The sequence below is a fragment of the Desulfovulcanus sp. genome (assembly GCF_982781345.1).
Map to the genome: position 1 here is coordinate 1 of NZ_CEYAEZ010000035.1, position 23,796 is coordinate 23,796.

22 protein-coding genes are annotated in these 23,796 nt (G+C 41.6%); 9 read left to right on the forward strand and 13 right to left on the reverse strand.

What is annotated here, in order from left to right:
* Positions 1–50: 50 nt before the first annotated feature.
* From AC3WVG_RS06930 to AC3WVG_RS06965, 8 genes are all read right to left on the reverse strand, one after another.
* A complete protein-coding gene (locus tag AC3WVG_RS06930) occupies positions 51–1,079 on the reverse strand; it encodes a hypothetical protein (protein WP_488797431.1) in 1,029 nt (342 codons plus the stop codon).
* Between the two features lie 1,307 nt (positions 1,080–2,386).
* A complete protein-coding gene (locus tag AC3WVG_RS06935) occupies positions 2,387–2,872 on the reverse strand; it encodes a flavodoxin family protein (protein WP_252379692.1) in 486 nt (161 codons plus the stop codon).
* Positions 2,873–3,205: 333 nt separating this feature from the next.
* Entirely contained in the window at positions 3,206–3,541 is a 336-nt protein-coding gene (locus AC3WVG_RS06940) for a tRNA-binding protein (RefSeq protein WP_252379691.1), read from the reverse strand.
* A complete protein-coding gene (gene xseA / locus AC3WVG_RS06945; protein ID WP_488797432.1) occupies positions 3,513–4,904 on the reverse strand; it encodes an exodeoxyribonuclease VII large subunit in 1,392 nt (463 codons plus the stop codon). Before xseA ends, AC3WVG_RS06940 begins: the two co-directional genes overlap by 29 nt.
* A 34-nt stretch (positions 4,905–4,938) precedes the next feature.
* Positions 4,939–6,666, reverse strand: a complete 1,728-nt coding sequence (locus AC3WVG_RS06950) for a proline--tRNA ligase (RefSeq protein ID WP_488797433.1) — start codon at positions 6,664–6,666, stop codon at positions 4,939–4,941.
* 234 nt (positions 6,667–6,900) lie between these two features.
* Positions 6,901–7,908, reverse strand: a complete 1,008-nt coding sequence (hypE, locus tag AC3WVG_RS06955; protein ID WP_488797434.1) for a hydrogenase expression/formation protein HypE — start codon at positions 7,906–7,908, stop codon at positions 6,901–6,903.
* A gap of 111 nt (positions 7,909–8,019) precedes the next feature.
* Positions 8,020–9,108, reverse strand: a complete 1,089-nt coding sequence (hypD, locus tag AC3WVG_RS06960; protein WP_488797435.1) for a hydrogenase formation protein HypD — start codon at positions 9,106–9,108, stop codon at positions 8,020–8,022.
* On the reverse strand, positions 9,095–9,322 hold the full coding sequence (locus AC3WVG_RS06965) for a HypC/HybG/HupF family hydrogenase formation chaperone (protein WP_252379686.1): 228 nt from the start codon (positions 9,320–9,322) through the stop codon (positions 9,095–9,097). The genes hypD and AC3WVG_RS06965 overlap by 14 nt, the downstream gene beginning before the upstream one ends.
* A gap of 180 nt (positions 9,323–9,502) precedes the next feature.
* On the opposite strand from AC3WVG_RS06965, the gene AC3WVG_RS06970 reads away from it, so the two are divergent.
* The 9 genes from AC3WVG_RS06970 to ftsY all read left to right on the forward strand — a co-directional run bounded on the left by AC3WVG_RS06970 (position 9,503) and on the right by ftsY (position 18,339).
* Complete coding sequence (locus tag AC3WVG_RS06970; RefSeq protein WP_488797436.1) at positions 9,503–10,099, forward strand: HD domain-containing protein; 597 nt, start codon at positions 9,503–9,505, stop codon at positions 10,097–10,099.
* Positions 10,065–10,973: a D-alanine--D-alanine ligase family protein gene (locus AC3WVG_RS06975; RefSeq protein ID WP_488797437.1), complete on the forward strand. Its 909-nt coding sequence runs from the start codon at positions 10,065–10,067 to the stop codon at positions 10,971–10,973. Before AC3WVG_RS06970 ends, AC3WVG_RS06975 begins: the two co-directional genes overlap by 35 nt.
* 68 nt (positions 10,974–11,041) lie before the next feature.
* Positions 11,042–12,334 carry a 3-deoxy-D-manno-octulosonic acid transferase gene (locus tag AC3WVG_RS06980; RefSeq protein ID WP_488797438.1) on the forward strand — a complete coding sequence of 431 codons (1,293 nt, stop codon included), beginning with the start codon at positions 11,042–11,044 and terminating at the stop codon, positions 12,332–12,334.
* Positions 12,282–13,028 carry a 3-deoxy-manno-octulosonate cytidylyltransferase gene (kdsB, locus tag AC3WVG_RS06985; protein ID WP_488797439.1) on the forward strand — a complete coding sequence of 249 codons (747 nt, stop codon included), beginning with the start codon at positions 12,282–12,284 and terminating at the stop codon, positions 13,026–13,028. Before AC3WVG_RS06980 ends, kdsB begins: the two co-directional genes overlap by 53 nt.
* A gap of 95 nt (positions 13,029–13,123) precedes the next feature.
* The gene (gene carA / locus AC3WVG_RS06990) at positions 13,124–14,236 is read left to right on the forward strand and encodes a glutamine-hydrolyzing carbamoyl-phosphate synthase small subunit (protein WP_488797440.1); all 1,113 of its coding nucleotides are present in this window, start codon (positions 13,124–13,126) and stop codon (positions 14,234–14,236) included.
* A 171-nt stretch (positions 14,237–14,407) separates the two neighbouring features.
* Complete coding sequence (locus AC3WVG_RS06995; protein WP_488797441.1) at positions 14,408–15,208, forward strand: tetratricopeptide repeat protein; 801 nt, start codon at positions 14,408–14,410, stop codon at positions 15,206–15,208.
* 105 nt (positions 15,209–15,313) lie between these two features.
* Positions 15,314–15,970 carry an LOG family protein gene (locus tag AC3WVG_RS07000; protein WP_488797442.1) on the forward strand — a complete coding sequence of 219 codons (657 nt, stop codon included), beginning with the start codon at positions 15,314–15,316 and terminating at the stop codon, positions 15,968–15,970.
* Positions 15,971–16,023: 53 nt separating this feature from the next.
* Entirely contained in the window at positions 16,024–16,701 is a 678-nt protein-coding gene (locus AC3WVG_RS07005) for a Smr/MutS family protein (RefSeq protein ID WP_488797443.1), read from the forward strand.
* A 267-nt stretch (positions 16,702–16,968) separates the two neighbouring features.
* Positions 16,969–18,339 carry a signal recognition particle-docking protein FtsY gene (gene ftsY / locus AC3WVG_RS07010; RefSeq protein WP_488797444.1) on the forward strand — a complete coding sequence of 457 codons (1,371 nt, stop codon included), beginning with the start codon at positions 16,969–16,971 and terminating at the stop codon, positions 18,337–18,339.
* 198 nt (positions 18,340–18,537) lie between these two features.
* Here ftsY and phoU read toward each other — a convergent pair whose 3' ends face one another.
* The 5 genes from phoU to pstA all read right to left on the reverse strand — a co-directional run bounded on the left by phoU (position 18,538) and on the right by pstA (position 23,486).
* Positions 18,538–19,209, reverse strand: coding sequence for a phosphate signaling complex protein PhoU (gene phoU, locus AC3WVG_RS07015; protein ID WP_488797445.1), 672 nt, complete (start codon positions 19,207–19,209; stop codon positions 18,538–18,540).
* Between the two features lie 8 nt (positions 19,210–19,217).
* Positions 19,218–19,979 (reverse strand): phosphate ABC transporter ATP-binding protein PstB, encoded by a 762-nt coding sequence (gene pstB, locus AC3WVG_RS07020; protein ID WP_252379673.1) that lies wholly within the window; start codon positions 19,977–19,979, stop codon positions 19,218–19,220.
* A gap of 17 nt (positions 19,980–19,996) precedes the next feature.
* Complete coding sequence (locus AC3WVG_RS07025) at positions 19,997–21,778, reverse strand: HAMP domain-containing sensor histidine kinase (RefSeq protein WP_488797446.1); 1,782 nt, start codon at positions 21,776–21,778, stop codon at positions 19,997–19,999.
* A 118-nt stretch (positions 21,779–21,896) separates the two neighbouring features.
* Positions 21,897–22,580 carry a response regulator gene (locus tag AC3WVG_RS07030; protein ID WP_488797447.1) on the reverse strand — a complete coding sequence of 228 codons (684 nt, stop codon included), beginning with the start codon at positions 22,578–22,580 and terminating at the stop codon, positions 21,897–21,899.
* A gap of 57 nt (positions 22,581–22,637) precedes the next feature.
* Positions 22,638–23,486 (reverse strand): phosphate ABC transporter permease PstA, encoded by an 849-nt coding sequence (gene pstA / locus AC3WVG_RS07035; protein WP_488797448.1) that lies wholly within the window; start codon positions 23,484–23,486, stop codon positions 22,638–22,640.
* Positions 23,487–23,796 lie beyond the last annotated feature (310 nt).

Here is a 23,796-nt window from a genome sequence, read left to right on the forward strand (position 1 = left end):
ATCCTTTTTTAAATCCATTAAGTCTTCATATTCGTAAAAAAAATACCAGGTCAAAAAATAAGAACAGCAGTAGAATAATTTACATAGCCTCCATAAAATAAAGAAAAATACATATTTCCCAGATTATTCTCCAGCAGGGCATGAAAGGCATTCATCTCATCCCAGGTAAAAGAAAACTTTTCTTTTCTTATACGCTGCCACATCAATCTTGCTTTTTTCCTCATTGCAAAATCTTCAGTTGACCACAACATAAATGGCACAAGCAGGGCAAGAGGGCCGTCAGGCGTAAACGTTCGTTTATTAGTAACTCTGCAATATTCCTCTTCAGTCATCTTATACATTTCCTGCCACGGCTCATTTTTATAAAATAAAAGTAATGTTTTTATACATAACTTTCTCCATAACGTAGAAAGCTCCATTACAAATAAGTCCAGTTTTTCCAGATCAAGATTAAAAAACGCAATCTGACATAACAGCCAGATAAGCGCTTCATTTTTATGTGTCCTTTGCTGAACAGCTTCATACCACTTAAATATTTTATCATCATCTCCAAATAGAGCGTAAAAAAATAATTCCTCTCCCACCAGATATACCCATTCAGGAAGCATATAATTAACAAGCTCATGATCATCTAAAAGACCATAACCTAATTTAATAGCATAATACATAAATTCATTATGATAATACTTTTCTATGTCATAAATAAAAGGTACAAGCATAGAAGAAATGTTTTTCTTAATAAGAAAAAAATAAGCCCTACCATACATCTGCTCTACATTATCATCATAAGAAAAAGTTTCAAAATAAAACATTAAATGTTCTTCAAGTTCTCCATGCGAAATTCTGGCTAAAATTCTTATAGATTGGTTATCAGGAAATTTATAACCCTGATATTTAGACATATAACTAAGGCCATGAGCTTTTAACATAGCCTTAACTACTGTCCTGACCTTATTTTCCGATATTTTTTTATTGTGCTGCAATAAATATTGATGTACTAATTCTACAAGTTCTTTCTGTGTAAAATTACCCAGCAGCCCTGCCCAGATTTCTACTTCTTTTTTGATCAATTCTTCCATTTTACATCTCCTGTGACAATAGAACCGATGCGCCAAGCAAACCGATTAACCTCTCCCTAGCAGCTATTTTTTTCATATATTGTTTGCGGGTAAACTTTAAAGGAACAGAATTTAACAGTCTTAACTGCTTTTTTTTGAAATATTCCAGGATCATAATCTCCGTTTCCAAGATTTCAGATTAAAATTTGCTTTTCCTTGATAAAAATCAAAAGTCAACTTTTATAAAATAGCCATATTTTCATATTTTGTAAAGTAGACTTCTTAAAATCAGGTAAAAATCACCAACTCTATTTTATTATTTAAAAAGCTACAACCTCTCTTTAAAAATTAACTATCAGTAATCAAACATTAACATCTAAATAACGATGTTCTGTTAGAATAGGGCTGAGGGTGAAAAGTGTAAGTATCGGGCACGCCATGTCTAAGTGGAGGCAGAGGTATACGTTTAACTCTTTTCCCATATCTGACTTTTGCCCAATATCCTCTTGGTGGAGTTGGAATGTTAAGTTTTTTAGTAATTTTTAAGAGACCTACATCAGATATGCCATATTTCTGTGCTAACCTGGTAATAGGTTCAGTCCAAACTTCCTCATAAAGTTGATCTCGATAAAATGTAATCATAGCAGTTGTTTCACCACGGACAATTCTGTCTGTAAAAGCAATGAAAGAAAATGATGACAATTACGTTCAGATGATATTCTGATCCAGTTTGATTTCACTTCACAGTCAACTAAATCTAGCAACTTCCCATGCCGTAGCCGAATAGCTTCAATCAAGCTCTTTTTTTTAGCAATGATAGAATGATAAAATCTCTTCCATTTGTGCTCAAAAATACCAAAAGCAGTAAGCACATAAAGCCAGTCTTTTTCAACTTTGGAACCGTCTGGTCTTATTACTTCCAGTTCTGGATCTAAATTGCCTGTTTCATCAATATAAAATAGATATATTTATCATCTCTCGACTTGAATCCGTAGAGCAAAAAGATTTTATTATGACGATAAAAAAACGTGAGTGTATCCGATAATAAGTTGAGTGATTTTCAATTTAGTTTTACATTAAACACATTGGAATAAAAGTAGATTTTGCGCCAGAAATTTTCAGATAATGGGTGAGATTGCCACGGGCAGCTTCGCTGCCCTCGCAATGACAATCTCGGCCCTGTCATTGCGAGCTTAAGCAAAGTGGAGCGAAGCAATCTCAAAGTTTGAACTGAAAAAAATAAATCAAAAACCAAAAATCCCGCCAAAGGCGGGATTTAACAGGTCGTACAGACACATCTTCAAACAAAAATTTATCCAGGCTCCAATTTAATCGCTAGCCAGTTTCTTGGCTACTTCAGCAACCCGTTGTCCTAACAACCTGCCGTTTTCTTTGGTTTTTTCATCCGGAGCGCCAACGCAGGCAATACCATAATGACCGGTAGCACTCATGGGATCACCAACAATTATCATCCCATAGATCATCATGGCCTGAATGATAGAAAACATTGTGGTTTCCTTACCACCAGTCTCACTACCGGCAGTGGCAAAAGCAGCGCCAACTTTACCCTCCATTTTTCTGCGCAAGGAGACAAAATCATCAAAAACCTTTTTCAACTCTGCAGCCATCACTCCGAAGTAAACCGGCGAACCAGCAATAATCCCCTCTGAATTTAAAAAATCCTCTTTGGTCACTTCACTTGTACTTTTCAAAACAGCGCTAACGCCATCCACGCCTTCTACACCTTCTGCTATGGCCTCAGCCAATTTTTTCGTATTGCCACCTTTGGAAAAATAAAGAACTAATATTTGCATAAGAGCCTCCCATCTTTTTATACTCAATTTTCTGGATTATCTAACTTATTGTAATACGACTCGTATTAAAGGATTGTTTTCTGAAATGCATTACAAACGGCTTAGGTAACACATGTTAGCGAAGCTTGCGGATAAGCAGTGCATTGGGAAACTTGGCCAAAAATTTATCAAAATATGAACTAAGTATCAATAAAAGGTAAACGTGCGATTTACCAAAGCATCCCTTTATGCACTGCCCGCAAGCAAGTTTTATATGTGTCTAAGTCTTTGTTGGCATTGAAAAAAACAATCATGAAAAGTACCCAGAAAGTTGAGTATTATATTTTCATCAACTCATGCCAATTTCAAACCATTCTCAACCGGTTTATCAGGAACTGCCAATACTACAGCCCCATCTTCCTGAATAAACCCGGTTACCAGACATTCTGACATGAACGGTCCAATCTGTTTTGGCGGAAAATTAATAACCCCAATTACCTGCTTGCCTACCAATTCCTCAGGCGTATACAAATCTGTTATCTGAGCGCTAGATTTTCTGATTCCAAATGGACCAAAATCAACCTTAAGCTTATAAGCCGGTTTCCTTGCCTCAGGAAACTCTTCTGCTTCAATGATAGTCCCTACCCGGAGTTCAACCTTCTCAAAATCTTCCCAACTTATTTTCTTCATGGTCATTTTCTCCTTCCTTATCCTTAACAACCTCTGCCCTGATCGAACCTTCCAGAAGCCTGATACCCAACTTATCGCCGGGTTCTACTTCCTGTTTACGGCGCAAGTACTTGCCGGTCTTCTCAATTTCTACCAAACTATATCCACGAGCTAAAGGCTTTAGGGGATCAAGGCCGGAGAGCCTTTCCTCTACCAGGTCCAATCTAGCCTCGCACCCGGTCATAATTTTCTGGATACCACCCTTTAACTGCATCTCATAAGTAGATAGCATCTGCGCTCTGACCTGCCAGTAATCAGGACCGAATACGGTTTTTAACCCCTTTTCCAGCAAACCCAGCCTGTCTTCCTGCCGACGCACAAACCCCACCCAGGCCTGCTCCAACCTCTCCCTCATGTGCTCAAACCTTTCTTCCGTTCTCTGGACCTGTTTTTCAGGGCTCAACCAGGTCAGGGCCTTGTGCATTTGCTGCAATATAGTCTCTTTATGGACAAAAAATTTTCTTAGGGCATTGTGAAGCCTGATCTCCTGCTCATCCAGATCCTGGGCCAACACTTTTCGCTCCGGCCAGAGAAGCTGGGCCGTATGGCTGGGGGTTGCAGCCCGTTTATCCGCAACAAGATCAGCAATAGTTGTATCGATTTCATGGCCAATACCAGTTAGCACGGGGATATTGGACTCGAATATAGCCTTGGCCACTTCTTCGGTATTAAAGGCCCAGAGATCTTCTAATGATCCGCCGCCACGAATCAAGACCAGGACCTCTGCCCAATTATGTGCATTGACCAGGTTTATGGCCCGGACAATCTCTTTTGGAGCCTGATCTCCCTGAACCAGGCTGGGGTAAATCCTTATTTCGCTACCCAGGCCCAAATCCTGGGCAATGCGTAAAAAATCCTGGATAGCAGCACCATGCGGTGCAGTTATTACGGCTATCTTCTCCGGATGATATGGAATGGGCTTTTTATGTTCAGGATCAAAATAACCAAGATCTGCCAGCTTCTTTTTTAAGGCCTCAAAAGCCAGAAACAAATCCCCCAATCCCTGTTCCTGAACAAGTTCAGCTATGAGTTGATAGGTCCCCCGCGGTGGGTAGACCCCAATTCGTCCTGCACACAGGACTTCCTGGCCATCTTTTAAACTTTCAGCCAGGTTCAAACCATCCTTTCTAGAAAATCCCTGACTACCCTTAAACCAGACTACCCGAATACTGGCCTGCTCGTCTTTAAGGGTAAAATAAATATGGCCAGACCCGGGTCTGGCCATATTGGATACCTGCCCTCTAACCCACACAAAGGGAAATTGGACCTCTAAAACTTCTTTGATGGCTGTTGTTAGCTCGGAGACTGAAAATATATGTGCCATTTATAACTGCAATTGGACGTTAAGAAAATTTAAACTAGACACCATAGTGCGCCCATACCTTTTTCTGCACTTCTTTGAATCTTGGTATAATTTCATCCAGTCCTACTTCTATTCTGTCTCCCGAATGTCTGATCTTGATTTCCACCACACCCTTTTTCACGCCTTTGGCGCCAACAACTATTTGCAACGGCAGCCCAATGAGATCTGCATCTTTAAATTTTACACCGGGCCGTTCATCCCGGTCATCAAAGAGACAATCAATTCCCTGGGCACTCAAAGCCTCATATATTTCATTGGCCTTTTCTTTCACCGTACTATCTTTGGGATTTAAAGCCAGCAAAAGAGCATCAAAAGGAGCAATCGGAGGTGGAAAAATTATACCGTTTTCATCATGGTTCTGTTCAATACATGCAGCCAGGACGCGACTTACGCCAATGCCATAGCACCCCATAATCATGGGCTTTTCTTTGCCATTTTCATCAAGAAAAGTAGCTTTCAATGCCTCACTATATTTTGTCCCCAACTTAAAAATATGGCCCACCTCAATGCCTTTGGTTAGTTCAACAGGGCCTCCGCATCTGGGACAGGGATCTGACTCTGTAATCTGGCGCAGATCAAAAAAACCTTTGATTTGCGCGTCACGTTGCAGATGAAAATGCAGATAATGGGCATCGGCTTCATTGGCCCCTACCACATAATCAGTATCAAACATTAGTTCCTGATCAGCATAAATAGCTTCCACATTCAGCCCAACAGGACCGGCAAAGCCTACCGGAGCATTGGACCACTTCTGTACCTGGTCAAAACTGGCCAGTTTCAGCTCTAAAACATCCAGCAAATTTTTCAGTTTTACCTCGTTTAATTCTCTATCCCCGCGCACAAGCACGGCAACAGGCCGTCCATCAGCCTCATAAAGAAGGGTTTTAACAATTTTTTCCTTGGGCACTCCCAAAAAGTCTGCCACTTCTTCCACACTATGTTTACCAGGCGTGGAAACCTTTTCCAGGGCAGGACATTCAGCAGGGCTGCCCTCTTTTTCCGCATACTTCACTTCTGCCTTTTCCAGGTTGGCAGCAAAATCACATTTGGTGCACACTGCAATGGTGTCTTCACCGGTATCGGCAAGCACCATAAACTCATGGGAAAAACTTCCGCCAATAGGACCAGAATCAGCCTCTACTGCCCTGAATTTTAAGCCCAATCGCTTAAAAATACTCATATAGGCAGCATACATATCATCATAGCTCTTATTTGCACCCTGGTCGTCACGATCAAACGAATAGGCGTCCTTCATAATGAACTCGCGGCCGCGCATGAGGCCGAATCTGGGCCGGATTTCATCCCGAAATTTAGTTTGAATCTGATATAAATTTACTGGCAGTTGCCGGTAAGACTTGATTTCTCCCCTGACTAAATCCGTGATTACTTCTTCATGGGTGGGGCCAAGGCAATAATCGCGACCATGTCGATCTTTAAAGCGGAGCAATTCCTTGCCATAAACCTCCCATCGTCCCGACTCTTTCCATAGATCACCGGGCTGCACCGCGGGCATGCTAATTTCTATGGCTCCAAAGCGGTTCATTTCCTGACGGATTATGTCTGAAATTTTCTGAAGAGCCTTCCAGCCCAGAGGTAGATAAATGTAGATTCCAGAAGTTAATTTACGGATCATCCCTGCCCGAAGAAGCAATTTATGGCTGACTATCTCTGCTTCTGCAGGGTCTTCTTTTAAAGTTGGAATATAGTATTTTGACCAAAGCATAAGGACTCCTTTACGCTTTACTGTTATTACGCCTACGCTCACGTTCAGGCTGTTATTATGCTCTGTCCGCAAGCAAGCTTTGAGAACAGGTCCTGGTTTTTGTACCAGCATGAAAGAAACCAGGACTGAAATAAACTATGGAAATTGAGTTGATATAAAGGTTAGGCCACAGGCTCTTTTACTCATTCACCCATTCACTCATACACCCATGCACCCATTCACTCATACACCCACTTAACAAATCCTCGGCAATTGTTCCCCTTCCAGCATATCTAAAAGCCTATGCCCTCCAAGACCCGTCTCTAAAACTACCTTGCCGGGGCGCTCATCACTTACCTGACCAATAATGGCGCACTCCCTGGCCAAGGGGTCACTACGCATAATTTCTAATGCTTTCTCGGCCTGGTTTTCAGGTAAAATACAGATCAATTTGCCTTCATTGGCCAAGTACAATGGATCGAGACCCAAAAAAGAACATCCGCCTTTCACTTCCTCGCGGATGGGAATCTTATCTTCAAAAATCAGACATTCCACCTGAGATTGCTGGGCAATCTCATTTAGTGTGGTGGCCAATCCCCCGCGGGTGGGATCGCGTAAGACATGGATATCCGGAATCTCCTGCACTAGTTTTAAAACCAGGTGATTTAAAGGTGCTGAATCGCTTTCCACATTGCTGTCAAAGGCAATACCCTGCCTGTGGGATAAAATGGCCAACCCGTGATCACCCATGCTGCCACTAACTATAATTACATCACCAGGCTTGGCCCTGTGTCCGCTGGGTGCGGGATTAGCCACAATCTGACCAATTCCTGTAGTATTGATAAAAATTTTATCTACCGCGCCCTTGGGCACTACTTTTGTATCACCGGTAACAATTTCCACGCCACTTTTTTTAGCTGCCTCACCCATAGAGGCCACTATTTCCTCCAAAACCTCCATCTCCAGACCTTCTTCTATAATAAAGGCACAACTCAAAAACATTGGTCTGGCCCCAAGCATGGCCACATCATTGACCGTGCCGTGCACAGCCAGCGAACCGATGTTTCCTCCCGGAAAAAACAAGGGATCAACAGTATAACTATCCGTACTCATGGCCAAAGGACCATCGAGATTGTTTAAAAAAGCAGCATCATCAAGACGATTTAATCTTGCATTACCTAAGTGCTTTAAAAAAAGTTCACTGATTAATCTTTGCGAGGCTTTTCCTCCACTTCCATAATCCAATAAAACTTTTTTGCCCATTATATTACCTCGTTTTAATTATGAATGCTGAATGTTTAATGGTGAATTGATAGGTATTTATTTTGATTATATTCTGCTCAATTCAACATTCATAATTCATCATTCAACATTCTACTCTACTTTGTACTTAAAATAGGCAGCGCATGAACCTTCTGTAGAAACCATACAAGGGCCTACAGGAGAAGCTGGCGAACATGCTTTTTTAAACAGAGGACATTCATCGGGCCTGATTTTACCCTTTAACACGTCGCCACACCTGCACCCGGCTATTGGAGGGACGTCAGGAAGAGTCAGATTAAATGCCTTTAAGGCATCAAATCGTTCATAATCCCTGTTCAGACCCAATCCACTTTGAGGAATAACGCCAATACCGCGCCACAAAGTATCAACAACCTCAAAAACTTCATCCATGACCTGCCTGGCCTTGGGGTTGCCAATATCGGCCACGGCCCGCTTATAGTTATTGGTCACTTTTGCTTCGTGATTATTTTTCTGCCTGACCATCATTAAAATGGCCTGTAAAATATCCAAGGGTTCAAACCCGCTGATTACCGCTGGAATATTGTATTCCTGGGCCAGGAATTTATATGGCTCAAGGCCAATGATGGTCGAGACATGGCCAGGCAAAAGGAACCCTTCCACCTTTATTTCTTTGTCTTGAACCAGGGCCTTAAGTGCAGGTGGGACCAATTTATGAAACGACAGCACATAAAAATTGTTTATACCCTGCTCTTTGGCCACCTTTAATGTTGCAGCTATTGTCGGGGCAGTGGTCTCAAAGCCAATGCCTAGAAAGACCACCTTATCTTGAGGATTCTCCATAGCCACCTTCAAGGCGTCAAAGGCCGAATAAACCACCTTTATTCTGGCTCCCTCGGCCTGGGCATCCTTTAAATTCTTTTTATCCGGGCCAGGGACACGCATCAGATCCCCAAAGGTAGCGATAATGGCATCCTCTTTTTCAGCCAGTTCTAAATATGCGGCTACCTCTCTTTCATGAGTTACGCACACAGGACAACCAGGACCTGATAAATGAATAATTTTATCAGGAAGTATAGAACGCAAACCACTTTGGAAAATAGCAACCGTGTGCGTGCCGCAAACCTCCATAAAGCGAAACTGATCACCAACCTCAGCTTCGATCTGGCGCAAGACATTGCGACACAATTTAGGATCTTTTAAGCCGTCAAGTAAGTTCAAGGTTCAACCCCTCTTGAAAAAGTTTAAGAGTCTCGAGCCCTTCTTCCCGATCCAGCCGGCGCAAAGCAAATCCAGCATGCACAATGACAAAATCCCCTACCTGTGGTGGCTCGTCTATAATATCCAATCGAACCTGATTTTTTACCCCACCGACCTCGACCTCGGCAATGTTGTCCTTTATGGACTTAATTTCCATGGGAACGGCTAAACACATAAAGCCCTCCTTAAAATTGTCGGGCAAAAGGCCAGGAGCCAGTTCAAGCCTTGTACCTTTCGCCTTTTCTTTTGATTTTTTTCCTAACTGTTGATAAATAGCTATTCTTCTGGTGTCAATGAGAGGCTTAGGGCGAGACGTGCTTTCTTAATTAGAACTCAAAACCCAAAACACAAGATTATGAACCCTGTTCCTTTCCCTTATAACCCTTCCTGGCCTGTGCCAGATAAAAATGAGTGTGTAAGTCTATGGGCCAAATTTAACATGCCTGAACACATTCGTAAACATTGTGACCTGGTGGGAGAGATAGCCAAATGTATAGCCCAATTAGCCCTTGAAAAGGGTTGGGACATCAATGTCGATGCGGTCTATGCCGCGGGCCTGCTTCATGACCTGGGCAAGGCCTACTGTATCAAACATGGCGGAGCACATAGCCAATTAGGGGCCAGCCTTGTAATGGAACATACAGGCAACCCGGCAATTGCCCAGGGAGTGATGCACCATGTATTCTGGCCGGGCGAAATTAATATTAAAAATATTAAACAATTTTTTCTCCCTCTTGTCATAATTTATAGTGACAAGCGGGTCAAACATACCAAGGTTGTTTCCATAGAAGAAAGGTTTGAGGATCTATTTCAACGCTACGGGACAAATATAAAAAAGCGGAACCTGATTCAAAAATCCAAGGACCAGGTCCTGGCCATAGCTTCAAACTTTAGCAAAATTCTTGGGGTAGATTTAAATGCGTGTCCTTTTGATAGCCGGCGGTTGGTCTAGCGAACGAGAGGTTTCACTAAATGGGGCTAAAGAGATCCAAAAAGCCCTTCAAAGTCTAGGCCACGAAACAATTTTTTTTGACTTAAGTCCGCAACTTGATCTTTTAATTCAAAAAGCCAGACAAAGCGATGTAGCCTTTATCAATTTACATGGCTCACCAGGTGAAGACGGAACCATTCAGGCCCTACTCGAAGACATTGGCCTCCCCTACCAGGGTTCAGGTCCCAAAGCCTCTTTTCTGGCCCTGAACAAAGCTATTAGTAAGCAGATTTTCGTGAACCACGGCTTACCAACACCCGACTGGTTTATCTACACTGGGAGAACAGATTTTATCCCTCAAAATTTGACTTTTCCCCTGGTTTTAAAACCAAACACAGGAGGCTCAAGCCTGGGCATAAAAATTGTTCATTCTTCTGACGAGCTCAAAAAGTTGGCCCATTCGCTAAATAACCAGGAATTTCTCCTTGAACAATTTATCCCCGGCCAGGAACTGACCTGCGGTGTACTTGATAACCAGGCTTTGCCACCAGTACTTATCAGACCGCAAAAAGGAACTTTTTTTGATTACCAAAGTAAATACGATCCGGATGGCGCAGAAGAAATCTGCCCCGCTCCCATATCTAAAACTCTGGCCCAAAAACTTATGGATATGGCCTTAAAAGCTCACCGGATTTTAGGTCTAAAAGACTATAGCCGGACTGATTTCATTGTAGATAAAGAAGAAAATATTTATATCCTTGAAGTAAATACCCTGCCGGGCATGACCAAAACCAGCCTTTTACCCAAGGCGGCCAAGGCTTTTGGACTAAGTTTTGAGGAACTTATAGATAAACTTATTTCTCTGGCGCTCAGGAAGAGGAAGTTGAGAAGTTAGAAAGTTCAGGAGAGTACACGCAATAGACATTAGACCCTAAACCTTTAATCTAATACCTTAAATATAAAATGATCAAATTTTACCACTGGCTTATATTGTTAATTTACACCCTGGCATGGTATCTTTTCCTGCCTTTTACCTTTTTCTCCTCCCGCCTGCGTCAGGGGCTGAAACAACGCTGGGGGTTCTGCCTGCCAAAAGGGCCTTTTGACTTATGGATTCAGGCAGCCTCAGTGGGAGAAGCGCAACTGGCAATAACAATCATCAACCATTTAACCAATCCAGCCAACTCAACTACTCAATCACTCAACCACTCAACCAAGATCCTGATTACCACCTGTACCAGTCAAGGGTTTGAGGTGTTAAAAAAGAAAATAAACAATCCTCATATCCATCTGGCCTATTTCCCCTTTGATCCGTTGTGCATAATGTACAGGTCACTGGCTAAAATCTCCCCCAGACTAGTCCTTATTTTGGAAACAGAGATATGGCCCTCTTTTTTATCAATCTGTAAAATAAAGTCCATTCCGGTTATTTTAGCCAACGCACGCATGAGTACTAAAAGCTATAGCAGGTATTTAAAAATAAGAGGTTTGTTACGCGCCATCGGCCCAAGGAAAATTTTAGCCATCTCTGAAAGTGATGCCAGAAGATTTGCAGATATTTTCTCAAAGGCCAAAACAAAAACAATGCCTAATATTAAATTTGACCAGATCTCTGTGGCCCCACCATTAAATTACGTGCAAAATCCCTTGGCCAAATATTTTAAGCCCAAATCACCCTTGATTGTTTTAGGCTCCGTACGCGAACAGGAAGAAGACAAGATCAAATGGCTGATCAAAAAAATTATGTCCAGCCATCCACGGACCATTATCGGCCTTTTCCCCAGACACATGCACAGGCTGGATGCCTGGAAAGAATTTTTAAGCAAAGAGGGAATCAACTGGGTCTTACGCTCCAGGCTAAAAGAACAAATCTCTAATTCCCTTGTGATTGTCTGGGATACATTTGGCGAACTTATTCCGGCTTATGCCCTGGCCAGATCAGTTTATGTGGGCGGAAGCCTTGTACCCTGCGGAGGACAAAATTTTCTTGAGCCCATCTCCCAGGGCGTTATTCCCTGCATAGGACCATTTTGGGATAATTTTAAATGGGTAGGTCAAGAAATTATCCAGCAGGAACTGGTCATTCAAGTTAATGATGTCCAGGAATTATATACTGAGCTAACCAAGACTAAATCTATTTCCAGGGATGAAGTTCATGCCAGATTTCTAGAGTATATTCAGGATAAAAAAGGGGGAACAGACCTTGTCTGCAACCAAATCAATAAATTTTTACGCAATCATTCCAGCCAGATATAAATCCAGCCGCTTTCCAGGCAAACCCCTGGCCAATATACTGGGCAAACCAATGTTTTGGCATGTTTATGTTCGCGCCAAAAAGTGTCCTATGCTCAAGGAAGTCTACCTGGCCACGGACGACAATCGTATTTTTAAGGCTGCTTCTGATTTAGGCGTACCAGTGCTTATGACCAGTGAAGAACATAAAAGTGGCACGGACCGGGTCCTAGAGGCAGCACAAAAGCTAAAGTTACCGGATGACAGTGTAATAGTTAATGTTCAGGGTGATGAACCAGCTCTAAACCCAGAGATGCTCACAGAATTTTTAATGCCTTTTACTACAAGTTCCGAAGTTCAAGTAACCACTTTAGCCAGACAAATCTCTTTCGAACAGGCAAAAGATCCGAATATAGTTAAAGTTGTCTGCTCAAGTAGCGGCCGAGCCCTGTATTTTTCCCGCTCACCCATTCCCTTTGGCCGAGATAATCAACCAAAATACTTGGGCCATATTGGCCTATACGCCATGCGCATGAATATACTTGCCAAATTCAAAACTTTAGGCGAAAGTCGCCTCGAGAAGTGGGAGAAGCTGGAACAATTAAGATTATTAGAAGCAGATATTCCCATTTTAGTCGTACAGACTAATTTTGAGTGTCATGGTGTAGATAGACCAGAAGATATCCCAAGAGTTTGTCAGCTTTTAAGTGAGGGGTAAGGGGGTAGAAGGGGTAAGGGAAACACTTCTGCACTGTTCCCCTTTTCACTGCCCACTGTTCACGGTTTACTGTTCACGAAAAAAGGAGAAACGCAATGCAGGCAATTTTAGCCCTCGAAGATGGCACCTGGTTTGAAGGCAAGTCCTTTACCGGACATGGTAAAGCCCAAGGAGAAGTAATTTTTAATACCGGCATGACCGGATATCAGGAAGTATTAACAGACCCTTCTTACCTGGGCCAGATGGTGTGTATGACCTATCCCCTGATCGGTAATTATGGAGTAAACTTGGAAGATGTGGAATCGGATCGAGTCCAGGTAGCTGCTTTTATTGTCAAAGAATGTTGTCATATTCCATCCAACTGGCGGGCCCAGGAGAGCCTGCCGGCTTATTTAAAAAGACACAATGTCATGGGCATAGAAGGCATAGATACACGAGCCCTGACCAGACATCTGCGTATTTTTGGGGCCATGCGCGGCATTATTTCTACTGAAGAACTTGATCCGAAAAAACTGGCTGAACAGGCCAAGGAACTTCCAAGCATGGAAGGTGCCAACCTGGCCTATGAGGCTACATGCAAACAACCCTATATTTGGACAGATAGTGGCCCTCAAAAAGTAAGCCTTGAAAATGGCCAGTATGCGTGGCCAGGACCGGGACCCAAAGTAGTGGTCTTTGATTTTGGCATCAAATGGAATATTTTAAGACTCCTACAAGAAGAGGGCATGGATTTATTAGTCGTTCCGGCTCACTTTACCTATGATCAGGTGCACAAATTATCTCCGGATGCTATTTTTCTATCCAATGGACCAGGCGACCCTGCTGCTTTAGAAGACACCATACACACTATTTCCCTTTTAAGCGAACACTACCCAATGGCTGGAATCTGTCTTGGGCATCAGCTTTTAGGACTGGCCCTGGGTGGAAAAAGTTTTAAATTGAAGTTTGGCCATCATGGCTTGAATCATCCGGTGCAGGAACTTTCAACCAAACATATTGAAATCTCTTCTCAAAACCATGGATTCTGCATTCAGGTTGATCACCTTGATTTTCTGGAACAGACTCATATAAATCTAAACGATCGAACACTGGAAGGTTTTAGGCATAAAAAAAGACCTATTATAGCAGTGCAATATCACCCTGAAGCTGCTCCAGGTCCACATGATAGCCGCTATTTTTTTACAAGATTTCGAGAATTAATAAGTTAACCAGCCTGCTTTCGGGGATGAGAATGCTTTTTTTAGTTTGTTCACTTTTCCTCTCGGGTTCTTTTTTTCACTTAGTTATGTCAATAAAATAGCCTGGTTGTTACTCGTCAGTCCCGAAAGTCGAGTTTATAGAAATTAAATCTGCATAAATTTTCAGTAAACAGAGGAAAAATGTCAGTTGAATTAACCAAAAGCAGAAATCAGCTAAACAGTGTTGGTACGTTGTTAAAACAAAAAAAAATCCAGGCTGCTGTTATGGCTATGTATGAAGGGCTGCTTGGAATTCTGCGCTGCAAACTGATGGCCAGAGAAAAGAAAGAACTGGCTGAACTCATAGAAAAAAATGTCTATATTTTAAACAACAACCAACAGTTAAGAGAAGTATATCCCATTCTACTGGAATACAAGCCTGGCAATGAAAAAAAACTACTATCGCAACTCAAAGAAATAATCGACGTGCTCCAGGAGGATTTGGCCAACGAGGCCCAAAAACAATTGGCTGAGCTGGAAAGGAAGAAACAGGAATCTCTAAAAAAGGCCAAGAAACTCCTTGAAGAAAAGGAAATAGACCAAGCTGATCGGATTTTTCAACAACTGATCAAAGAATTTGATAAAGATTTTAAACTCAAAATCGATATCAGTGACAGCTTAATCGATGCTGAGGAGTACAAAAAGGCCATCGAATACCTGAAGTTGGCGTATAAAGATAATCCTCAATCAGTGCACATCTTCAATCGATTGGCCATGGCTCTGCGCAAACTGGGACGCTTTGCTGAAGCGGAGAAGGCCTACCTCCAAGCCCTCAAACTTAATCCAAAAGACGAATATCTTTATTTTAATATAGGCCGTCTCTATCTTGAAAAGAAAGACTGGGAAAAGGCGATTCAGATGGCCAAAAAGGCCCTGGATTTAAATCCTCAATTTGAACAGGCCCAAAAAATGCTCTCCTTTGTCCAAAAAAAGCTTAAATGACATACAACTTATTTTTTTAGTTCCAGTCAGCTTACATATCCAAATGCTATCAACTCAACAAACTAAATGAAGTCTATCATTCAATAAAAAATTAAGGAGAATAAAATGCCCTTAAGCAAACAATTTGTTATCGACGAATTATCCTACAAAGATCCGTGGCGCCTGTTTAAAATTATGGCCGAATTTGTGGATGGTTTTGAAGATTTACACGACTTGGGACCGGCTGTATCCATTTTCGGTTCTGCCCGTGCTCATCCCGAAGACAAAATATACCAACTTACTTATGATATCGCCCAAAAATTAGCTCAGGCCGGATACGCCGTGATCACAGGTGGCGGGCCAGGCCTTATGGAAGCCGGGAACAAGGGAGCGGTTGACGGTGGCGGGCGATCTGTAGGACTGCACATTCACCTGCCCTTTGAACAAAAACCAAATGACTATCTCAACCTGAAATGTGACTTTCGCTACTTTTTTGTACGAAAAGTCATGTTCATAAAGTACGCTATGGCCTATGTGGTTATGCCCGGAGGATTTGGAACCCTGGATGAACTCAGCGAAGCTCTGGTCCTGACCCAGACCAAAAGGATAAAGCCCTTCCCTATTATCATGGTTGGCAAAGAATTTTGGGCTGGATTGGTTGAGTGGTTCAAGGAGCAATTACTCAAAAATAATTACATTAATGAAAAAGACCTGGATCTTTTTTATATTGTAGACGAACCAGATGAAGTGGTAAAAATCATCAGACGGTTAGTCATAGTTTAGTTAAAAACGCGAGACGAAAAGTTTATTATATTTGTTGATTCCTATACATTACTATGTACAAGCCTTTTGATAAGCTGAAAAAAATAAAAATCCCGGACAGACAACCAAAGCCTGTTCCTATTAAGGAAGAAACTGTTGACCAGGACGAGGATGAAAAGGCCCTCTTTTTAAGTGCCATGGCCGGGGTTAAGCCCTTAAAAAAAAAGGGACGCCAAGTTCCTGGGCATAAAAATTTTCTGCAGTCTCGTCCAAACAAAGACAGCTCAGATCAAGATGCCCTGGAAAAATTTTTACGTGGCGAAATCGAATTTGATATAGAGTTTAGCGATGAATACGTTCATGGTTACGTGCATGGACTTGACCCCAGGATATTTCGCAAACTTAAAAATGGTCAATTCAGCATCCAGGCTCACCTGGATTTGCACGGCATGAATACTGATCAGGCAAAGTTAGCCCTACTATACTTTATACGCGAACAATATGTGCACAATAAAAGATGTGTTTTACTGATTCCCGGTCGAGGGAAAAATTCTCCTTTAGGGATGGGGGTATTAAAAAAGGAAGTTCAACACTGGCTGACCAGAGAACCGCTAAAAAGAGTAGTCCTGGCCTTTTGTACTGCTTTGCCCAAACATGGCGGCACAGGTGCCCTATATGTTTTGCTCCGCAAATATAAAAAGACCAGAGGAAAAATAATATGGGATAAGTATCTGCTGGATTTACAGCCTTAAAGAGTCTGTGGCCAAACCCCATTTTGACTACCAGGTTAGAAATCTGGATTGAAAAAAAATTATGAAAAATTATCCTTTTAAGTAAGGTTTGGCCACAGACTCTAAAGAAGTTAAGAGTTGAGAGCTGTGGGCAAAAACAAAAATTTTGAAGACATAGAAACATGACAAAAGACTCGCAAAGTTTTATAAACGATTTATGCTGCTACTCGAAACAACAGGCTTATCCATTAAGCTCATAGCTCAGAAATTAAATAAAGGAGTCCAAAAATGGGTTTTTTTAGTAAAATAAAAAAATTGTGGAAAAGAAAAGAGGAGCCAACTCCTAAAAAGACCGAACCGTCCGTTGAAGAAGAAAAAATATCTGCACCTAAGATTGAAGAGGAAAAAGTTGTTACTGAACAGGAGCCGGTGCAAGTTGAAGAAAAACAAGTCATTACTGATATTGACTGGCAAAAAAATGTACGTAAGGCCCTGGAAAATGCCGAACCAAAACTCAGTATCTGGCTGGACCACCTACTTCGTGGCGTAGAAAAGAAAGGAGACGATCTCTGGGCCAGGCTTCATTTTCTCTTTGAAAACTTGGAGGTACCCAGGGAAGAAGCAGAAAAGTTCATAGCCAATTTCGCCCACTGGCTGGACGAAATGGATTATGAATTGATTTCTGAGTTTCGTTCTGAGTTGCAGTACAGATTGGCCCTGGCCCTGGATTTGGAAGATGAAGAAGATGAACGAAACAGACTATTTTTAAAACTTTCAGAAGGACTGTCCAAGACCAAAGAACAATTATCCAAACGTATTGATCAACTTTTAAGTATCACCAGCAAATTTGATGATGAGTTCTGGGAAGAGTTGGAAGAAATTTTGATTATGGCAGACGTTGGTTTTACAGCCACTCAAAAACTTCTGGAACGCCTCAGGCCAAAAGTTCGTAAAGAAAAAATTGAAGATGGAGAAGCCTTTAAAGACTTGCTCAAGCAAGAACTGGCATCCCTCTTTCCGGAACCCAAAAAAGTACAGGTATCCAAACCGCCTGAAGTTGTCCTGATGATCGGCGTAAATGGCGTGGGCAAAACCACAACCATTGCCAAACTGGCACACAGAGCTCAGATGCAAGGCAAAAAAGTAATGATGGTGGCTGGTGATACCTTCCGCGCTGCCGCCATTGAGCAACTCAAAATCTGGGCAGGCAGAGTAGGAGCTGGCTTTTATGCTAAAGAACATGGAGCTGACCCGGCTGCCGTGGCCTATGAAGCCTTAGACAAGGCCATGGATCAGGGTTATGATATTGTGTTTGTGGATACAGCCGGTAGACTCCATACCAAAGTCAATCTCATGGAGGAGCTAAAAAAAATAAAAAGAGTCCTGAACAAAAAATGTCCGGGCGCACCACATAGAACCATCCTGGTTCTTGATGCGACCACAGGCCAGAATGCCCTTTCTCAGACCCAGTTATTTTCCGAAGCTGTACCAATTGACGAAATAGTTCTGACCAAATTGGATGGCACTGCCAAAGGGGGCGTTGTAGTGGCCATCGCCCTCGAACACAACATCCCTATCACCTTTATTGGCTTGGGCGAAAAAATGGAAGATTTAAGACCATTTAGCGGCCAGGATTTTGCCGCAGCCTTGCTTAGTTAATTAAAAAGGCCCTGTCTCCCAGGGCCTTTAAATTTAAATAAGATTCACTTTGATTGTATATCTCCCCTCTCCTTATTCCGGAACACTTAGCATTATCTCTCTTCTCGGGCAAAATTTTACCTAACGCAACCGCATGCCTTTTCCCGATGCAAAAGCTTTAACCTTTTGCAGTTCATCCTCTGTGTCTTTTCTGAATGACTAAATGCGGTTATCAAATTGACAATAATGTTTAATATTAATTCCGCGAGTAATAAACACCGCACTCTCTGCAATATTTGTGGAGAGGTCAGCTATACGCTCAAATCGACGCGCAATATTTATGGCATGAACAGAACGCACAATGGCTGGGCTTTCTTTAGACATGTACTGCACAATTTCTTTAATTATCTTGGAATTTAATTCATCAACTTCAAAATCCATCCTGCACACCTGCAAAGCTTTATCAGGGTCAGGAGCAAAAAAAGATATTACGGCCTGGTTTAGCATATTACTAGCCTTCTGTCCCATGATTTGAAGCTGATCATAAAAAGGAAGCCTGGGCTTAAAACTAAGCATAATCGTTGCTTCGGCAACATTAACAGATTCATCACCAATCCTTTCCAAATCCACACAAATACGCATACATCCAAGAATAAACCTTAAATCACTAGCCACAGGTCCTTCCAAGGCTAGAAGCTTTAGACACAACTCGTCTATCTTTACTTCCATTTCATTGATTACCTGATCACCTTCAATAACTTCCTGGGCCAAGTCGGCGTCCAATGTTGCAAAGGCATCAATAGTTTTTTTTAGGGTTTGCTCAACTTGAGCAACCATATTCAGGACACTAGTTTTTAAATTATCCAATTCTTGATGCAATTGTTTTCTCATATTTTCTCCTAACCAAACCTACCGGTTATGTATTCTTCAGTTTGTTTCTCCTTGGGCCTTGTAAAAATTCTGTCTGTAGCATCAATTTCAATAAGTTTACCCATGTAAAAAAAGGCCGTTACCTCAGAGACACGCGCTGCCTGCTGCATATTATGGGTGACAATGATGATGGTAAATTTTTTCTTCAGCTCAAAAATAAGTTCCTCGATTTTCTGGGTGGCAATAGGATCAAGCGCTGAAGCAGGCTCATCCATAAGCAAAACCTCTGGTTCGACAGCCAGAGCCCTGGCAATACACAATCTCTGCTGCTGTCCGCCAGAAAGTCCAAGGGCAGAGCTGTGCAGTCTGTCCTTTACTTCATCCCACAAGGCAGCCATTTTTAAACTTTCTTCAACTTTGTGGGCAATAAACTCCTTATCTTTAATACCGTTAACTCGTAACCCATAGGCCACGTTCTCGAAAATAGATTTAGGAAAAGGATTGGGCTTTTGGAATACCATCCCTACCCTACGTCTAATTTCGACTACATCTATTTTTGGCGCATAAATATCCTCGCCTTCAAGGGTTAACTCACCTTCCACCTTTGTCCCGGGGATTAAATCGTTCATCCGGTTAATGCAGCGCAAAAAAGTGCTTTTGCCACATCCGGAAGGTCCGATCAAAGCTGTGACCTCTTGTGCAAAGATGTCCATAGATATTTTATGCAGAGCCTGAAAATTCCCATAGTAAAAATCCAAGTCTCTAACCCGTATTTTTAATTTCTTACCCATTAACTCCCTCATAATATTTAATTCGCTTTTGGCAATGAAAACCAAATTATGCACCCGTTTTCCTTATTCGGAACAGGACTTTGCACCCAGATCTGCCCATTTAGATTGCGGATAATATTTCGACAAATGGACAAACCTAGACCTGTTCCCTTTACTCCTCTATCCCGATACTTCTTCACCTGATAAAACCGCTCAAAAACTCTGCCCTGGTCTTCTTGGGGGATACCAGGACCATTATCTTCCACTCCTATCCAGACCTTATCATTATTCTTATCCTTACAAACTATTTTAATTTCACCATTTTCTTTTGGCACAAATTTGATACTATTCTGAATTAAATTTTGAAAGACGAGAAGCAAGGCTTCTTCATCCGCCAAGACATACGGACATCCAGATTTGACCAAACCTCGAAATATAATCTTTTTATCGCCGACCAAGTGTTGGCTATTCTCCCAGGCCTTTTGAGCAATCTTACCAACATCTACTTCTTCTATTCTGAATTTTGTCTTACCCGACTCTATTCGGGACAGTTTGAGTATATCTTCGAGCAGAAAAATCATCTGCTCAGTATTTTTCAAAATTACCTTTAAAAGTTCACTACCCTTTTCTTTTAAAAGCTCTTCGTTCTCGAGTAAAGTTTCAGTGTAGCCTTTGATCGAAGTTAAAGGAGTCCTTAATTCATGCGAGGCGTTGGCCACAAAATCTTTGCGCATATTCTCTACTTTTTTCAATTTTGATATATCATGAAAGACTACAATTGCCCCTAAATCTTTTGATTTTTTTGTAACGACAATATTTACACTGTAATAATTAGAACCAACACTTAACTCCAAATTTTTAATATCCATATTGCTTTTTAAAGCTTTGTTACAAGCTTCTTGGAGCTTGGGATTAATACTTATTTCCAAAAGCTTTTTCCCCAAATAACTCGGGGTATAGGAAAATATTTGTTCAAAAGCCCGATTAAACTTGAGTACTCGTCCTTGTTTATCCAAAGCAACGATTCCTGCATCCATGCCATTTAAAATTGCCTCCAACTCCACTTTCTGCCTGGATATAGTCTCGACATTTTTCTCTATATTTTCTGCCATTTCATTAATGGCCTGGACAAGGGGCTCAAATTCTTTGCCAGGAGATGAATAAAGTCTTTTGGCCAAATCGCCCTGGCCTATGGCCTGAGTAACTTTAACCATAGCATCAAATCTTCTGGTCAAATTATAGATCAAAAAATAGACCAGGATTCCCGAAACAAAAAGGGAAAATATAGTAACGCTCCAGATATTAGTCTTTATCCTGGACAAAACCGCAGCAATGGCCGAATACGGCCTGGAAATGCGCAAATAACCTTCAGGCAACCCATCGTCGTCCATGCGCCGAGCATAATAAACCAGCTCTTTCTTTAGGGTAGGGCTAAACCGGATACTTACCCCCTCACCTTCGGACCGGGCCTGAATGATCTCTGACCTGGTAGCATGATTGTCTAGTTTTTTTAATCTCTTCTCAGAAACTTGAGAGTCGGCGATAACCACTCCATCCTCAGTAATATAGGTAATTCTATCTTTTATCCTCCGGCCAATCTCTTTAATTAATTTATCCAGTTCCGGATTTTCTTTTCTAACCCCTTGATTTAAAAGTATCCACTGGACAAGATCTGTTTCCTTTTGGACATTAAAAATTACATCTCTTCTAACTTCTTGTTTTAAGATATTTATAAAGTATGAACTTGGTAAAATTAAGGCAAGTGTTAAAACTGCCCAAAACAATAAAATAATTTTCAACTTTAAGGATAAACTATTCATGATCTTCACTTTTCAGTTGCCAGGGGACACGAAGTAGGTAGTAATAGCTAACCGGTTTAATAGTTCAATAGTTGACACTACCCCATCAACCCATCCACCTATTAACACGTAAAAACAGCTATCCACTTTTTATTTTGTACCCCATGCCGCGCACTGTTTCGATCACATCAGAATAAGGCCCCATCTTCATCCTTAATCTACGAATATGAGTGTCCACTGTCCGGGCATAACCTGCAAAATCATACCCCCACACTCTGTCCAAAAGCTGCTCTCTGGATAATATTTTCCCCTGTGCATCAATTAATTCGCTCAAAAGTTTAAACTCTGTTGAGGTCAGCTTGACTAACTCCCCATCCACCTTGAACTGCATTTTATCTCGATCAAACTCCAGACCCTTGACCTTCCATATGGACTTTTTCTCTGTCTGCTCACCCATTTTTCGACGTAAGATGGCTTTTATACGCAGAATTAATTCCCGAACGCTAAAAGGTTTGATCACGTAATCGTCTGCACCTAGTTCAAATCCTACAATACGATCGACTTCTTCACCTCTGGCTGTAAGCATTAAAACAGGAATATGTCTGGTCCTGTCTAAAGCCTTTACCTGTCGGCAAACCTCCAGCCCATCCATTTTTGGAAGCATGAGGTCCAAAATTATCAGGTCAGGAACTTTATCCTGAGCCAGTTTAAGGGCATCAAGACCATTGTCCGCCTCAATGGTCTCGAATCCAGCTCGCTTTAAATTTAGGCTCAAAAGGGCAAGAATATCCGGTTCGTCTTCAACGATCAAAATTCTAGGCATAATATACAAACTCTACGCTTCTATGTTATTTCTCCTTAGAAATCTGTAGCCTTTTCTCTATTGTTTCTTTTGCATCTTCGCACGATAATAAATAGCTATAAAATTCATGGCAAAAACCAGAGCAATAAGCACCAGGGCCGTCCCATATTGCAAAGGTCTGGTCTTTTCTATTTCTGTTCCGGCCGTAGCCAAAACATAAATATGATAAGGCAGGGCCATAACATCGTCAAAAATTGAGCTTGGTAAGCGAGGCGAAAAGAACACGGCTGCTGTGTACATAATAGCAGCTGTCTCGCCTGCGGCCCTGCTTAGACTCAAAATAGACCCAGTTAAAATCCCTGGCGTGGCAGCCGGCAAAACCACCTTTAAAATAGTCTGCCATTTTGTGGCCCCAAGCCCCAAAGAAGCCTCGCGATAAGTCTGAGGGACAGACTTTAAAGCCTCTTCTGTTGTCCCGATCATAACCGGCAGGATTAAAAATCCTAAAGTCAAAATACCGGACAAAATACTGATGCCAAAACCCAATTTAGTGGCAAAAAAAGCAAGCCCAAAAAGACCAAAAACTATAGAAGGAATTCCGGCCAGATTATTTATACCTAGACGTATAATCCGCAACAATTTGCCCGGACGGGCATATTCATTGAGATAAATGGCCGAGGCCACGCCCAAAGGCAAAGCCACTAGAATTGAGCCAAAACTCAATATAATGGTTCCGATAATGCAGGGCAAAATGCCCCCTTCGGTCATCATATTCCTGGGAGGTTGACTGATAAACTCCCAACTTATGGCCGTAAGACCGTTTTGTAATAAAAAATAAACGATAATAGCCAAGGCCAGACCATTAATCATAGCTGAGCTACGCAAGAATCCAAAGGCAATAGCCTGAGTAACTTTTCTTTTCTTCATCACAAGCTTTATTGGTTTAATGGTTTATTAGATTACAGGTACAATTTATTCAACTAATTAACTATTCAACTATATTTAGTTACCGAACTTCTAGAACTATAGAGCTTGTAGCCAAACCTTTTTATAAACTTAATTTTCATGGTTTATTCCAGTTTTGGTTTCTTTCATGCTGGTACAAAGACTTGGACCCAACTAAAACTTGCTTGCGGACAGAGCATAATGGGATATTCTAGGTAAACAAATATTTTTTTATTATCGATAGTTATGGTCAATATCGCAAAATATTTAGCCCATTCATCCCGATGCTCTG

Coding starts and splice junctions, on each gene's coding strand:
- AC3WVG_RS06930 (WP_488797431.1), bottom strand. CDS start 1,079: ATGGAAGAATTGATCAAAAAAGAAGTAGAAATCTGGGCAGGGCTGCTG.
- AC3WVG_RS06935 (WP_252379692.1), bottom strand. CDS start 2,872: ATGCAAATATTAGTTCTTTATTTTTCCAAAGGTGGCAATACGAAAAAA.
- AC3WVG_RS06940 (WP_252379691.1), bottom strand. CDS start 3,541: ATGAAGAAAATAAGTTGGGAAGATTTTGAGAAGGTTGAACTCCGGGTA.
- xseA (WP_488797432.1), bottom strand. CDS start 4,904: ATGGCACATATATTTTCAGTCTCCGAGCTAACAACAGCCATCAAAGAA.
- AC3WVG_RS06950 (WP_488797433.1), bottom strand. CDS start 6,666: ATGCTTTGGTCAAAATACTATATTCCAACTTTAAAAGAAGACCCTGCA.
- hypE (WP_488797434.1), bottom strand. CDS start 7,908: ATGGGCAAAAAAGTTTTATTGGATTATGGAAGTGGAGGAAAAGCCTCG.
- AC3WVG_RS06965 (WP_252379686.1), bottom strand. CDS start 9,322: ATGTGTTTAGCCGTTCCCATGGAAATTAAGTCCATAAAGGACAACATT.
- AC3WVG_RS06970 (WP_488797436.1), top strand. CDS start 9,503: ATGAACCCTGTTCCTTTCCCTTATAACCCTTCCTGGCCTGTGCCAGAT.
- AC3WVG_RS06975 (WP_488797437.1), top strand. CDS start 10,065: ATGCGTGTCCTTTTGATAGCCGGCGGTTGGTCTAGCGAACGAGAGGTT.
- AC3WVG_RS06980 (WP_488797438.1), top strand. CDS start 11,042: ATGATCAAATTTTACCACTGGCTTATATTGTTAATTTACACCCTGGCA.
- carA (WP_488797440.1), top strand. CDS start 13,124: ATGCAGGCAATTTTAGCCCTCGAAGATGGCACCTGGTTTGAAGGCAAG.
- AC3WVG_RS06995 (WP_488797441.1), top strand. CDS start 14,408: ATGTCAGTTGAATTAACCAAAAGCAGAAATCAGCTAAACAGTGTTGGT.
- AC3WVG_RS07000 (WP_488797442.1), top strand. CDS start 15,314: ATGCCCTTAAGCAAACAATTTGTTATCGACGAATTATCCTACAAAGAT.
- AC3WVG_RS07005 (WP_488797443.1), top strand. CDS start 16,024: ATGTACAAGCCTTTTGATAAGCTGAAAAAAATAAAAATCCCGGACAGA.
- ftsY (WP_488797444.1), top strand. CDS start 16,969: ATGGGTTTTTTTAGTAAAATAAAAAAATTGTGGAAAAGAAAAGAGGAG.
- phoU (WP_488797445.1), bottom strand. CDS start 19,209: ATGAGAAAACAATTGCATCAAGAATTGGATAATTTAAAAACTAGTGTC.
- pstB (WP_252379673.1), bottom strand. CDS start 19,979: ATGGGTAAGAAATTAAAAATACGGGTTAGAGACTTGGATTTTTACTAT.
- AC3WVG_RS07025 (WP_488797446.1), bottom strand. CDS start 21,778: ATGAATAGTTTATCCTTAAAGTTGAAAATTATTTTATTGTTTTGGGCA.
- AC3WVG_RS07030 (WP_488797447.1), bottom strand. CDS start 22,580: ATGCCTAGAATTTTGATCGTTGAAGACGAACCGGATATTCTTGCCCTT.
- pstA (WP_488797448.1), bottom strand. CDS start 23,486: ATGAAGAAAAGAAAAGTTACTCAGGCTATTGCCTTTGGATTCTTGCGT.